The 13,623-nt window shown below is 33.5% G+C and carries 13 protein-coding genes; 3 read left to right on the top strand and 10 right to left on the bottom strand.

Annotated elements, in window-relative coordinates:
* Positions 1 to 8: 8 nt before the first annotated feature.
* From JFU20_RS23985 to JFU20_RS23940, 10 genes are all read right to left on the bottom strand, one after another.
* Positions 9 to 431: a YfmQ family protein gene (locus JFU20_RS23985; protein WP_002165218.1), complete on the bottom strand. Its 423-nt coding sequence runs from the start codon at positions 429 to 431 to the stop codon at positions 9 to 11.
* Positions 432 to 496: 65 nt separating this feature from the next.
* Positions 497 to 1,168, bottom strand: a complete 672-nt coding sequence (locus tag JFU20_RS23980; protein ID WP_002014632.1) for an LrgB family protein — start codon at positions 1,166 to 1,168, stop codon at positions 497 to 499.
* Positions 1,169 to 1,191: 23 nt separating this feature from the next.
* The gene (locus JFU20_RS23975; protein WP_002014630.1) at positions 1,192 to 1,548 is read right to left on the bottom strand and encodes a CidA/LrgA family holin-like protein; all 357 of its coding nucleotides are present in this window, start codon (positions 1,546 to 1,548) and stop codon (positions 1,192 to 1,194) included.
* Positions 1,549 to 1,581: 33 nt separating this feature from the next.
* Positions 1,582 to 3,015, bottom strand: a complete 1,434-nt coding sequence (gene pdxR, locus JFU20_RS23970; protein ID WP_002014629.1) for a MocR-like pyridoxine biosynthesis transcription factor PdxR — start codon at positions 3,013 to 3,015, stop codon at positions 1,582 to 1,584.
* Between the two features lie 67 nt (positions 3,016 to 3,082).
* The gene (locus JFU20_RS23965) at positions 3,083 to 3,880 is read right to left on the bottom strand and encodes an alpha/beta fold hydrolase (RefSeq protein ID WP_002165217.1); all 798 of its coding nucleotides are present in this window, start codon (positions 3,878 to 3,880) and stop codon (positions 3,083 to 3,085) included.
* Complete coding sequence (gene bshB2 / locus JFU20_RS23960) at positions 3,880 to 4,560, bottom strand: bacillithiol biosynthesis deacetylase BshB2 (protein ID WP_002014627.1); 681 nt, start codon at positions 4,558 to 4,560, stop codon at positions 3,880 to 3,882. Before bshB2 ends, JFU20_RS23965 begins: the two co-directional genes overlap by 1 nt.
* A gap of 32 nt (positions 4,561 to 4,592) precedes the next feature.
* Positions 4,593 to 4,787 carry a hypothetical protein gene (locus JFU20_RS23955; protein WP_002014626.1) on the bottom strand — a complete coding sequence of 65 codons (195 nt, stop codon included), beginning with the start codon at positions 4,785 to 4,787 and terminating at the stop codon, positions 4,593 to 4,595.
* Between the two features lie 193 nt (positions 4,788 to 4,980).
* Positions 4,981 to 5,688, bottom strand: a complete 708-nt coding sequence (locus JFU20_RS23950; protein ID WP_002014624.1) for a GntR family transcriptional regulator — start codon at positions 5,686 to 5,688, stop codon at positions 4,981 to 4,983.
* Positions 5,689 to 5,718: 30 nt separating this feature from the next.
* The gene (locus JFU20_RS23945; RefSeq protein WP_002014623.1) at positions 5,719 to 7,128 is read right to left on the bottom strand and encodes a glycoside hydrolase family 1 protein; all 1,410 of its coding nucleotides are present in this window, start codon (positions 7,126 to 7,128) and stop codon (positions 5,719 to 5,721) included.
* A 205-nt stretch (positions 7,129 to 7,333) separates the two neighbouring features.
* Entirely contained in the window at positions 7,334 to 8,323 is a 990-nt protein-coding gene (locus JFU20_RS23940) for a phosphatidylinositol-specific phospholipase C (RefSeq protein ID WP_002014622.1), read from the bottom strand.
* Between the two features lie 381 nt (positions 8,324 to 8,704).
* Between JFU20_RS23940 and JFU20_RS23935 the strand changes: the two genes are divergently transcribed.
* The 3 genes from JFU20_RS23935 to JFU20_RS23925 all read left to right on the top strand — a co-directional run bounded on the left by JFU20_RS23935 (position 8,705) and on the right by JFU20_RS23925 (position 13,555).
* Positions 8,705 to 9,502, top strand: coding sequence for a cell wall hydrolase (locus JFU20_RS23935; RefSeq protein ID WP_002088026.1), 798 nt, complete (start codon positions 8,705 to 8,707; stop codon positions 9,500 to 9,502).
* A 301-nt stretch (positions 9,503 to 9,803) separates the two neighbouring features.
* Positions 9,804 to 11,141 carry a BaiN/RdsA family NAD(P)/FAD-dependent oxidoreductase gene (locus JFU20_RS23930; protein WP_002165216.1) on the top strand — a complete coding sequence of 446 codons (1,338 nt, stop codon included), beginning with the start codon at positions 9,804 to 9,806 and terminating at the stop codon, positions 11,139 to 11,141.
* A gap of 494 nt (positions 11,142 to 11,635) precedes the next feature.
* Positions 11,636 to 13,555 carry an LTA synthase family protein gene (locus tag JFU20_RS23925; RefSeq protein ID WP_002014618.1) on the top strand — a complete coding sequence of 640 codons (1,920 nt, stop codon included), beginning with the start codon at positions 11,636 to 11,638 and terminating at the stop codon, positions 13,553 to 13,555.
* The last annotated feature ends 68 nt before the right edge of the window (positions 13,556 to 13,623 follow it).

Below are 13,623 nucleotides of genomic sequence, written 5' to 3'. Positions count from 1 at the left end.
GTCTCTCCTTACGCATAATCTTCAGTTACTGCTACTGAACGACTTTGAAGGCTTTTTGATTGCAAACGATATGCAACTACTTTCTTCTTATATTGCTTTACCACATCAACGTGTTCCTCGTAGCTATATATAGAAAATCTAATCTCTCTTTTTCCTTTCTTCGTCTCCATGACTATCGGTGTTCCATTCCCTTGCGGTGGAAAATAATGCTTATCCAAAAATAAAGCCTCGTTAAATTCATGAATAACTTGAAGTTTCATTTCTCCTTCTATACTTTCCCCATCTACCGTTACAGTAGTATTTTCCTCATCAAGTTTTTGGTGTAACTCAAATCTACTAATAATTGATTCTACAACAGAAGTTGGCATACTAGAAACTAGTACTTTAAGAGCACCAAAAATACATAATGTAACTATAAACCATGTTGTCATTTTCATCATCTCCATTACGCTCTAAAATGAGTAGTGTTATACTCCTTATTACGATTCATTAATTTTCAAAATAAAAATTTCACTCCATAAGGTACTAATATACTAATAAGTATCCCTGTTACAATCATCGTTACCGAACCGATAGTTGCCTCTTTCTCTCCTTCTTTCACTAGACGGCTCACACCAATAATATGTGATGCGCAGCCCATCCCCACTCCTTTTCCAATCGTACTTGTTATACGGAAAAACTTAAGTACTGTCGGTCCGATAATAGCACCTGTTATTCCTGCAACAACTACAAAACTAGAAGTCATAGATGGAATGCCACCAATTTGATCCGCTAATGAAATGGCAATAGGCATTGTCGCTAATTGTGGTAAAGTTGTTAATATAAGTTCCTTATCGATATTTAAAATTCCACCAATCACTACATTCATACTCGTTAAAGCCACTATACCTATCACTACGCCGATTAGTATCGCTAAAAAGTTTTTCATAAGTATCTTTCGCTCTTTAAATAGAGGTATGGCTAACGCTACAATTGCAGGACTCAAAAAACCTGAAAGAACGTCTCCCCCATTTTCCTTATACTCATGATGAGAAATACCAAATATCAAAAATAAGCAAATCATAATTGCTGTAACTGTTAATACCGGTAACGTAAATGGAAACGTAAATTTTTTATATAACTTTGTCGCCAATAAATAAATTACTACAGTAATAATAATTAAGACCATTTGAATCGTACACCTTGTCGATTTTATTTTTTTGATGTTACTAATAATTGACTTACATACCCTGAAACAATCAATGTTACTACCGTACTTGCAACTACTAAAAGAAATATAACACTCCCCTTACTTAAAAGAAAAGATCCATATTCCATTAATCCTGTTGTCGAAGGAATTAGAAATAACGGTAAAAATACTATTAACTTTTCTGCCCCTACCTCAAACCACTTTAATGGAAAAATACGAGTAGAAAGGAGTAGAAACAATATTAACATCCCTATTAAACTTCCTGGCATCGACAGATGGAATACTCCTTGAATCCACGTACCAGCTAAGCTAAATACATATAGCACGCCTACTTGAAGTAAAAGCGTCACGTACTTCATTTCTTTCCCTCATTTCCATATTACGCTTCACTATTATGAAATCTCATTTAATGTTTCCGCAAACCTTGTAACTCCAAGCTGAATTTGTTCTACATTCGCTCTGCCAAAAGTAAATCGTATATATTCACTTTTCGAACCTAGGACGCTTCCTGGGACAAATGCTACACCATTTTGTATAGATTCACCTAGTAAATAATATTCATCAAACGTTCCTTGCACTTTGCACCATAAATGTATTCCGCCCTCAGGAACAAAAAATTCAATCTGGTCCCCTAATATTTCTTCAAGCTTTCTAATTAACTCATCTCTTCTTTGTTTCAGTTGTCCACGAAGCATCGTAATATGCGTATGAAAATCCTCAGATTCTAAAAATTGGTTCGCTACCCACTGTGTAAATACACTATGACCGAAATCAACTTGCTGCTTCGCATCTGCCAATCTCTCAATTACGCGTGTGGGGCCAATTACCCAACCAATACGTAATCCTGATGCAACAATTTTTGATAATGAGCTCACATAAAGAACATTCCCATTTTGATCCATCGATTTCAATGTTGGATTCACTTCTCCATTAAAAGAAGTCAAACTATACGGATCATCTTCTACAATCGGTATACCAAATTCAGAAGATAGTTCTAAAACCTTTTTACGTCTTGCCAATGAAAGTACCGTTCCAGTTGGATTTTGATAATCCGGATTTAAAAACACCATACGAATGCGATGCTTTTTGTGCAAATCGATTAAGTCATCTGGATTCATACCATGCTGATCAACTGGTAAACGGAATATTTTTAAACCTGCTGATTTAAACATCGGAAGTGAATAACAATAGGAGGGATCCTCAATTGCAATCGCATCTCCAGGCTTTAACAAACATTGAACGATAAGATTAAGTGCTTGCTGAGCTCCAGATGTAATAAGAATAGAGCTTGAATCTGCTTCTATTTGTTTATATTGCTCGACATGTGCCGCAATGGTTTTTCGCAACATTTCATTTCCAAGCGGATGGTCATAACCGAGATTTCCCATAAATGTTTTCTCCGACAAAATTGTTCGAAATCTATCACTCGGAATTAAATCTGATGACAATTCACCACTCGCTAAATTGATTAAATCATCTTTTTGTGTTTCCGTTCGAATTTGTTGAACAAGTGGTACATTAGGTAAGAACGATCCATCCTCAACGTACCTACCCCAGTTCGGTATTCGTTTATGTGACACACCCCATATATCTGTATTCACCCGGGTGCCGCTTCCTTTTTTCCGTTCTACTACCCCAAGTGATTTCAATTCCTCATAAGCAGCTACGACCGTACTCCGGTTCACTTGTAAATTCTGTGCTAACATACGCTCGGAAGGTAATTTTCTATCAGAAGGGAATTCACCGGTAGAAATGCCTCTTTCAATGTAATCAGCAATTTGTTTATAAACTGGTATCTTATCTTCACGATTCGGTTGCCATTCCATTTAGTTCCCTCCTCTCCAAGCTGGTGTCCTGAACTCATTAATAACAGTATTCACTGCATAAATGGTATTAATCAAGCGCATGATTTAAAAATGCCTCTACCGTCACATTAAAGCTAGTAGGCTGTTCTAAATAAGGCAAGTGTCCACTATTTTTCAACTCAACGAAAGTCACGTTTCTCAGGTGTTTTTCAAATTCTCTCACATACTTTTCCGGAACAAAATAATCATTCTCTCCTCGTATTATTAATACAGGACATGCAATGTTAGAGAGGTATGGTCTTTGATCGTAATCAACTAATTCAGCAAATAACCTTTGAATATGAATCGGATGAATCGTTTGTAGGGATTGATGAAATCCTCGGACAATTGCATCATTATCTTCTACTCCCATTGCTCTCAATAACGTATCAGCCCAAGTTTTCCCTTTATCCTGCAAGCTAAGTAAATCATATACTTCAAGTCGTTCTTTACGATCTGCCGGTTCTAAATAGGGAAATGCATTTACAACAATTAAGCTAGAAACAAAACGTGGATATTGAATAGCAAAATCGATACCCACTCTAGCTCCTTTTGAAAGACCACAAATTGTTACTGATTTTAGCTTTAAATGATTACATAGCTCATATAAAACATTTGAATATTCTTTAAAACTAATTTCCATCCCTTCGGATTTCCCATGCCCAGGTAAATCGAGTGAGATTACTGTCCATCTTTCCTTGAAGCATTTTCTTTGGTATAACCAATTATTCGAATTCCCTCCAAGACCATGTAAAAACAATATGAAAGGACCCGATCCTTCTATATTGTAAAAAACCTTTCGATTCTTATATTCAAAATACATATTCATCACCTTCAGATGTAGCATCACATGTTCTTATCTTTAAATGGATATATCCAAAACGGCTCTCTCTCTAACCACTCAACTGTTTCTGGAACACCATCTGCATACTCTCTTTTCAGTTTCGTTACCTTAGTCGCAAATTGTGATGCATGTGCTTGCAATGCCTCGAGCTTTTTTGGAACATATTCTTTTACTTCATTTTTAAAACTTGGAGGTCCTATTTCTGCTTCATGATTATTTGAAAAAGCTACAGCATAAAAGGCTGGTCGTTTACTTTCCGAAATATTAGCTAAGACCTCTACTACTGCTTCCCCTGTTGCATCGTGATCCGGATGAACTGCATACCCAGGATAGAAAGAAATAACTACAGAAGGATTCAATTCTTCAATACAGTTTTGAATCAAGCTTCTTAATTTTCCAGGCTCTTCAAATTCAAGAGTTTTATCACGATATCCCATCATACGTAAATCTTCAATCCCTAAAATATTTGTAGCTCGCTTTAACTCTTTCTCTCTAATTGTATATAAAGATTCACGAGTTGCAAAAGGTGGATTCCCCATCGCTCTCCCCATTTCACCAAGTGTTAAGCAAACATAGGTAAGAGGGACTTTCTGCTCCGTATAAGCCAAAATTGTGCCAGCCACACAATACGACTCATCATCTGGATGCGGGAAAACAACTAAAACATGGCGCTCATTTTTCATCAATGCATTAACTCCTTCATCATATACACACTCTATAAAATAACGACCGCATACCAAGTAACTCCCACAAGAAGCCCTAAAAGAAGAATGATATAGATAGCAGATAAGTTTTTTACATTCCTCTTTGTAGACTTACCGTAATTCTCTTCTACATTTCGTGCGACTAGTACGGTCCCAAATAGTGATACAACTACAATAATAACAACTAGTGAAATCGCAAAACTCATTGTCTTCCACCTCTCTAAGGCCAGTCTATTTTAAAGCATGAATAAAATACTACCTTTCTTCTCTTATCATAATAGAAGTTTGTAAAAAACGGACCAACCACTTTTGTGTTTTTTTGCTCATCCACTTTAAAAATAAAAAGCAACTGCTCACTTAGGACCAGTTGCTTTTTTACAAGGCTACTTATATTCATTTTCAATTAAAATTAATTCGATTTAAAAGTTTGGTCTTTTCATAATGAAACATTGATTGAGATAGCTCGAAAATTGTTCCATTTACAAGATAAACTGTATTTTCAATAAGAAGCGCTGGATCACCTTCATTTAGTTCTAAAAGCTTTGTATTTTCTTTATTTATTTTTTCACAACTAATAACTTTATCGGCAAAGCCAATATTTAATCGTAAATCCTCAATGAAATAACTGTATACAGAACTTAATGCTATTTCTTCATTCAAATAAGGAATGATATCTTTTTTGAAATAACTTACTTCAATAGAGAATGGTTTACCGTCTACAATTCTTAAACGCTTCAAGAAATATAACCTAGTTCCAGTTTCACATTGCATTCGCTTTGCTATCTCTTCGTCCGCATCTATTACTTCAATCTCTAGCACTTTCGTTTCAATATTTTGTGAAACGAGATTTTTCGTTAATCCACGTAAACTTCCTAAATTAATGTAATCTGTTACAGAAGTTTCACGTAAAAACATACCACTACCTTGCACTTGAAAAATATAACCTCTATTCACAAGCTGACTAATTACTTTACGTATCGTATTACGGCTTACTTCAAATCGATTCATCAACGCTTCTTCTGTAGGTAATTTTTTCGTTTCATTAAAAAGCCCATCTCGAATGTTTTGCTCTAACACATCTGCAATTTGTTTATACTTTGCACTCATACACTTTCTCCTAAAATACTCTTTTATCTGTTATAACTCTTCTCCTCTCGTTTCGATCACATGTTTATACCAATGAAACGAAAGTTTCTTCTTACGTTTTAAGTTATCATTATGATCGACAAAAATAAAGCCATATTGCTTTTTATATCCATTTAACCAACTTAATAAATCAATAACTGACCATGCATAATAACCTTTTAAATTAATTCCCTCTTGAATTGCACGCTTCATTACTTTTAAATGCTCTTCAATAAATTTAATTCGCGGAACATCTACAATTTCTCCGTCAATGATTGGATCTTCATCACCAAGTCCATTTTCCGTTACATACATCTTTATGTCACCGTAACGCGCTTTCAACATATGCAATCCATCTAAGAAACCTTCGGGAGATATTTCCCAACCCCATTTGGTATATGTTTTATCATCCATTTTTACTGTTCGATAAAAACCATCAAAAGAAGGATTACCTGGAGCAAGTGTTGAGTTTTCTCGAGAATGCTCCTCGCTCTTTATATCCATATCATATCTTTCTACTCGTATTGGCTGATAATAATTCAAGCCAATAAAATCATTTTTTTCGGCATTTTGTTTAATGATTTCTAATTCTTCAACCGTCCAATTAGGAGTCCACCCATTTTCCTTTAATTGTTGTACAACATAAGACGGATACTCACCTTTTAAAACTGGATCGTAGTACCAATACGTTTCATATTCATTCGCATGATTTGCTGCTAGTATATTTTCTTTTTGATCATCCACACTATAAGCAGGTAAGAAAACATGTGTAATCCCAATCTCCCCATACTGTTTCAGCTGCTTGTACACCGCAACTGTTTTCGCATGCGCATAAAATACATAATGAGTCGCTTGAAAATACTTTGGAACATCATTTTGTATTCCTGGTGGATGTGCACCTTTTAAATAGCCTAATCCACAAAACATTACTGTTTCATTAAAAGTAATCCAATGTTTCACTCTATCACCAAATGCCTTAAAGCAAATTTCTGCATACTTTACAAAAGCCTCTGCTGTTCGTTTATTCGTCCACCCACCATCTTTTTCTAACGGTAATGGTAGATCCCAATGATATAAAGTGGCAAACGGTACAATCCCGTACTTTAAACATTCATCAATTAAATTGTTATAAAATTCAATTCCTTTTTCATTTACCTCTCCATCTCCAGTCGGCAATATTCTCGCCCAAGAAATCGAAAAACGATACGATTCCAATCCCATCTCAGCCATTAAACGAACATCTTCCTTATATCGATGATAATGATCCACCGCTACATCACCATTTGTTCCATCATATGTTTTGCCAGGAATTTTTGAAAACTCATCCCAATTCGTAACACCTTTTCCATCCTCATTCCATGCACCTTCTACTTGATAAGAAGCTGAAGCAGCCCCGAATAAAAAATCATGTGGAAACTTCATAATATATACCTCCGTTTCATTACAACAAATCAAATTCATTACTACATATAAGATTTATAGGTACAAATTTTATATGTAGTAATTATAGCTTAAATTTCGATTTTTTTCTATCATGAACGTACGATATGTAAAACTATATTTGATGTTAATTTTTAGAAAACAAAAAAGAAGCGACGTATTTCATCGCTTCTTACTATGACAATCTTTACTCTTTTACAAGTGACTTATTCGCTCTTATAACTTCTTGATAAAGTATTGGGGACCATTTTTCATTTATATAATCTTGAATTACCCAGCCCACTCTCGTAGGATTCTTTTGCTTCATATAGCTTGCAATTTCAGGATTTATGTAGGACGCATAATAATATGGACTATTCCATGCTGTACCACCAGAAGACAAGCTTGTAAAATTAATATATAGATGATTACACTCTTCACTGTTGTTAATCGTTTCATTTATAGTATCTTTAATAGATGTTACTTTCTCATCATAACTCACTTTATATTTATCTTGTACTGTTACATTTACATTTTGATTTACAGTTGTCGTAAACGTGTCATTATCTGGCCAATAAAAATTATTATATCCTCCAGATTCATTACTACCACTGTATCTTTTTAGTAGCACAATTTTCCCTCGAGCATCTCCAAGTCTTATATTCCCTTCTGTTTTTAAAAAGATAGGATCAAGAAAATAATTTTTTTCAAACGTACTACTAAATGAATCTTCTGCCCCTTTCATATCCTCATACTCTTTTTTTAAAGACATAATAATCGTTTCACTTGGATTATCTTTTAAAAATTGTTTCGCTTCATTTATAAATTCATGCAATGTTACATAAAGATATAATGGCCCATGATGAAGAACTATCGTATTATCATCTGTTAAACGCCCTCTAATATCAAAAATTCTAGCTCCGTGATCCATTTGGTAACGAAAATTATATTCTTGCGTCATTCCCCATACTTGCTTTATCGGATTTTGCAACTTGAACGTTCCACTATCATGTGTTCCTGGAATTGAAATTCGTGCTAACGGTACGTTATCGGGTATAGGTTGCATCCATTTTGACCAGTTTTCAAGCCCATTACCAGCGCTAGCAGCAACTGCTTGCTTATCATTGAAAGCAAATACAAATGTGCTAAGTATAGTACTACATATGAATAATTTCAAAATAAACTTCTTATTGCTCATTTTTATCCCTCTCTTTTTCTGTTTTATATCAAACTTATTGAATATAATATAAGCTACTTAATAAATAATGTTTCATAAATATGGAATATTGCATAGAAGTAAAATTTAAAAACATCCACATATTCTCATCTCAATGCATTAAAAAAATTTAATATCCCTTTTCACTAGATAAATTATAGTAAGCAACAACTCGAACTTCAATGGGCTTTCATATGCAATATTTCATATTTGGGTCCTACATGATATAAATAAAAAACTTATAATGATTATTTATTCTATACGTGCTAATATACTTATATTAAAATATAAATACATATCTTATATACTCTGAACTACATTACTCAACAGTTAAAACTTAATTTTTTATTGGGAGGATTTACAATGAAATTATTAAAAATAAAACATATAATTCCTTTATCTGCGGCAGCAATTACATTCGTATGTAATCAAGGTGTAGCTGAGGCTTCCACCATTCATACAGTAAAAAAGAATGATACACTTTGGGGTATCAGTAAACAATATGGAGTTTCAATACAATCTATTAAACAAGCAAATAATAAAGGAAAAGATCAAACTTTTATTGGTGAACAGTTACATATTCCAGGATCCATGAAATCAAATGAGGTCACTGTTCATCAAAACGACAAACCTAAGAACATCTCTGGACAAATTATTTATCAAGTACAGCCGGGAGATTCATTAGAAATTATAGCAAAGCGTTACAATGTTACCGTTCAATCTATAAAACAAATTAACAATACAGTCGGAAACAAGCTTTATACAGGACAACATTTAAAAATCAATTCAAGTATTTCAGAAAAAGAAAAAGACTTAATGGCACGCTTAGTTACTGCTGAGGCAGGTGGCGAATCATATAAAGGAAAAGTAGCGGTGGCGAAAGTTATCTTGAATCGTGTAAATGCAAATGGTTTTCCAAATACAATAACAGGTGTTATTTATGAACCTATTAAACGCGGATATGCATTTACTCCTGTTACCGATGGTAGAATTAATCAGCCTGCAAGCGCAGAAGCAAAAATGGCAGTAGAAGAGGCTATCTCTACAAATGGAATACATTCTGATTGGCTTTATTTTTACAATCCAAAAACTTCAACAAACAAATGGATTACGACACGTCAAACAGTAGCGGTAATCGGTAACCACGTCTTCGCTAAATAAAACTATAATTCTCTTCAAATTTATGCACTTAACAACTATTTCAAATGATTAGCAGACCTCTTCACTTAAAAGGTCTGTTTTTTATATGTAAGATTTTATTAATCATATGACATAGTGATCATTTAAAACTATTTCTTCTTTCAAATAAAAACATTTGTATTTACTCCACCACTCGGAGAAATTAGAAAAGCATCAAGTTCAAAAACTCCCTCTTTATTAATAAAAGCTATTTCTTAACTTCATAAAAGTGTTATACACTAAGAAAATAAAAAACAAACTATTCGTTAGCAGGTGAAAGAATATGTATGATGTTACAATTATCGGAGCTGGAGTGAGTAGCATTTTTATGGCTTATGCATTAGCTAAAAGCAACAAAAACATTTTAATTCTTGATAAAGGTAAACCGCTAGAACATCGGAATTGTCCTTTAGACCAAGGGAAAACGTGTAACTGTAACACATGTGATAAATATTTCGGATTTGGTGGTTTAGGAAAGTCTGAAGGGAAATTTAATTATACAAATGGATTTGGAGGCGAACTAGAGCAAAAAGTAGGTAAAAAAGCTTTTATACAACTCATGGCTGAAGTAGATGAAATTCTATGTCAGTTTGGCGGAAGTTCGGTTTCAAAATATTCTACAGAAAATCTAAATCTCACTAAGAGAGCTGAGACATGTGGTTTACAAATGCTCACAACAGAAGTAAGGCATCTTGGCACTACACTTTCAAGTAACATTTTTCAGCAGCTCTACGAATTTTTACTTACGAAAATAAATATCCGATTCCATATAGATGTAGAGCATATCATGAAACAGAAAAATCATTTTAAAATAGATACAAATCAAGGAATAGTTCAATCTAAGCAAATCGTATTTGCAACAGGACGTTCCGGGGCGGATTGGTTAAAAGAAATGTGCACTTCTCTAAATATTTCTCAAGAGCAAACTCGTGTAGATTTAGGTATTAGAGTAGAGATGAAAGAACACCAATTACGTTCTATATTAAAAAATACATTTGAGACGAAACTTTCTTATGAGCATGAACTTTTCACGGCTACTACTTACTGTATGAATCCAAAAGGACGCATTATTCGAAAGTACGAAGACGGCTTGATTATGCCTGACGGTCAAAATTTCCGAGAGCAAGAAACTGGCACTTCTAACTTAAATTTCACTTTATTTATCCCGCGCTATTTTCCAACTCTCAAAGAAGCAAATGTATACGCAAGTTCAATTATTAAAAACATTAACCAAGGGCGAGATCGGATTGTTATACAACGTTTAGAGGACTTAATAAAGAAACAACCTACAGCGGAGAACAACATGAAACATAATCGTATACAGCCTACACTACACGGAGATTATGGAGATTTGAATGAAGAAATTCCTCAATTATATATTGAAGGACTCAAAAAATTTTTATTACGTTTAGAACAATTTATCCAAGAACCTATCGATAAAGATACTTTATTATATGGAATTGATGGAAAGTTCTATGCTCCTACAATAAAAATCAATAACCACTTTGAAACAAGTATGAATGGGCTATTTTTAATTGGAGATTGTTCAGGCGTCACTCATTCATTATCTCAAGCAGCTGCAAGTGGTCTGTATGTTGGAAAATACTTGTCTGACATTTAATTTCTATAATTTAGATACCAATCAAACATTTTGAGTTTCACCAGTACTTTACTTATGTAGTAATAGCATGAATGAAATCCTTCCCGCGCTACTGATTAACCCACAAAGAATCGGGATTTTACAAGATACATATTTAATATAACCATGTATGCAAAACTATTGACATTCAATTCTAACAAATTGAATGTCAATAGTTTTACAAGTCTCTATTCATTTTCACTTTTATTTGTTCGATATTTTGTAACATCGCCGTAGTGTTTAATATGTTAGGATGTCTATAAGCATTTTTCACTACAACTATGACTTTTTCTGCTCCGTTTCTAAAAAAATTAGATTTATGTTACTTCGCTTTAAAATTCTCCATTGTATGTATATGAATACTTCAAATTATTACCTTTAGAAAAATATAATCTAAATGGTTCACCACACTCTAATAGTTATGAAAATATAATATATAACATTAGTTAAATAAATTCTATAAAGAAGGTGTAAAAATGAAGAATAAAATAAATTTACAACTGCAAAATATAAGCTTTGTTATAATAATTGCTTTAGCAGTATGGTTAAAAACATATCTTATTACGCGATTCAGTTTTGATTTAAAAATTGAGTCTTCTACACAAGAACTTATTTTGTTTATTAGCCCTCTCGCTGCATCGTTAGCATTTGTTGGATTAGCATTATTTGCAACCGGTGAAAAGAGAAATTATATAGCGCTATGTATTAATCTCTTATTAACAATCGTACTTGTTGGGAATGTAATGTTCTATGATTTTTATAATGATTTCGTTACGTTACCAGTACTTGGACAAACATCAAACTTCGGCCAATTAGGCGGCAGTATTATAGAAATATTGAACTACAAAATTATACTCGCATTCGTAGACATTATTTTCTTCTTTATTTTATTAAAAAAGAAAGCAATAGTCTTTAAAACAGAACGTGTAACTCATTCTGCACGCTTATTATATTTTCTTTTAACAATTGGTGTATTTTTTGCAAATCTACAGCTTGCAGAAAAAGAACGACCTGAATTATTAACGAGATCCTTCGACCGCGTAATGCTTGTGAAAAATTTAGGACTATACACTCATCAAGTATATGATTTAACACTACAAGTAAAAGCTGGATCCCAAAAGGCACTTGCAGATAGTAGTAAATTACAAGAAACTGAAAACTACGTAAAATCAAACCAAAGTGAACCAAATCCTAATATGTTTGGTGCAGCGAAAGGAAAAAACGTAATTGTCGTTACTCTTGAATCTTTGCAAACCTTTTTAATAGGTGCATCAGTTAACGGTCAAGAAGTTACGCCATTCTTAAATGAATTCATAAATGAAAGCTATTATTTCGATAACTTTTTCCACCAAACTGGTCAAGGAAAAACATCGGATTCTGAATTTCTAATAGATACATCGTTGTATCCATTAAATCGAGGTGCTGTATTCTTCACGCACGGTAACAACGATTATACTGCGACTCCAGAAATTTTACGTCAGCAAGGCTATTTCACTTCTGTATTCCATGCGAATAACGCAACATTTTGGAATCGTAATATCATGTACTCTGCTCTTGGTTATGATCGTTACTATAATGAACTTGATTACAAAATTACACCCGAAACAAATTTAAATTGGGGATTAAAAGATATCGAATACTTTGATCAATCAGTAGATATATTAAAAACTGTTGATCAACCATTTTACGCTCGTTTCCTTACTTTAACAAACCATTATCCATTTACGTATGATGAAGATACAAAATTCATTGAACCATACAACTCTGGTAATGGCGTATTTGATCGCTACATCGTAACAGCACGTTACTTAGACGAATCAATTAAAAAATTTATTGAGCGTTTAAAAGCCGAGGGAATGTATGATGATTCTATTATTGTGTTATACGGTGATCATTATGGCATTTCTGAAAAACATAATCGCGCAATGGCACAGTTTTTAGAAAAAGATCAAATAACAGAATTTGATACTTTAAATTTACAACGCACACCTTTATATATTCATATCCCTGGCCAAACAGAAGGTCAAACTATTTCAAAGCCTACGGGACAAATCGATATGAAACCTACTATTCTAAATTTATTAGGGGTTGATACTACTAACGATATCCGTTTTGGTCATGATATGTTTTCAGATGAATATAACGGATTTGTTGTTTTCCGTGATGGCAGCTTCGTTACAGACAAGTATGCATATACAAATCATACTTTTTATAATCGAGAAACAGGTGAGGTTGTAGATTTACCAAAAAAAGAAGCTCAAGAAATGATTAACCGTGCACAAAATGAGTTACGAATGTCTGACAAAATTATTGAAGGCGATTTATTACGTTTCTCAGAAAGTAATAAAATTAAAACTGGAGAAGTAAAAACTAAAATTAAAGAAACTGAAAAGTAATCTATATAAAGAAAGGGAGCAACTCATTACGGTTGCTCCCTTTCCCCTCTTATAACACATGATGCAAT

Source organism: Bacillus sp. TH30 (genome assembly GCF_016650875.1).
Classification (GTDB): Bacteria; Bacillota; Bacilli; order Bacillales; family Bacillaceae_G; genus Bacillus_A; species Bacillus_A mycoides.
The sequence above is the reverse complement of the archived record's forward strand: the minus strand, read 5'-3'. Positions and strand labels throughout refer to the sequence as shown.

Coding starts and splice junctions, on each gene's coding strand:
- JFU20_RS23985 (WP_002165218.1), bottom strand. CDS start 431: ATGACAACATGGTTTATAGTTACATTATGTATTTTTGGTGCTCTTAAA.
- JFU20_RS23980 (WP_002014632.1), bottom strand. CDS start 1,168: ATGGTCTTAATTATTATTACTGTAGTAATTTATTTATTGGCGACAAAG.
- JFU20_RS23975 (WP_002014630.1), bottom strand. CDS start 1,548: ATGAAGTACGTGACGCTTTTACTTCAAGTAGGCGTGCTATATGTATTT.
- pdxR (WP_002014629.1), bottom strand. CDS start 3,015: ATGGAATGGCAACCGAATCGTGAAGATAAGATACCAGTTTATAAACAA.
- JFU20_RS23965 (WP_002165217.1), bottom strand. CDS start 3,880: ATGCTACATCTGAAGGTGATGAATATGTATTTTGAATATAAGAATCGA.
- bshB2 (WP_002014627.1), bottom strand. CDS start 4,560: ATGAAAAATGAGCGCCATGTTTTAGTTGTTTTCCCGCATCCAGATGAT.
- JFU20_RS23955 (WP_002014626.1), bottom strand. CDS start 4,787: ATGAGTTTTGCGATTTCACTAGTTGTTATTATTGTAGTTGTATCACTA.
- JFU20_RS23950 (WP_002014624.1), bottom strand. CDS start 5,688: ATGAGTGCAAAGTATAAACAAATTGCAGATGTGTTAGAGCAAAACATT.
- JFU20_RS23945 (WP_002014623.1), bottom strand. CDS start 7,128: ATGAAGTTTCCACATGATTTTTTATTCGGGGCTGCTTCAGCTTCTTAT.
- JFU20_RS23940 (WP_002014622.1), bottom strand. CDS start 8,323: ATGAGCAATAAGAAGTTTATTTTGAAATTATTCATATGTAGTACTATA.
- JFU20_RS23935 (WP_002088026.1), top strand. CDS start 8,705: ATGAAATTATTAAAAATAAAACATATAATTCCTTTATCTGCGGCAGCA.
- JFU20_RS23930 (WP_002165216.1), top strand. CDS start 9,804: ATGTATGATGTTACAATTATCGGAGCTGGAGTGAGTAGCATTTTTATG.
- JFU20_RS23925 (WP_002014618.1), top strand. CDS start 11,636: ATGAAGAATAAAATAAATTTACAACTGCAAAATATAAGCTTTGTTATA.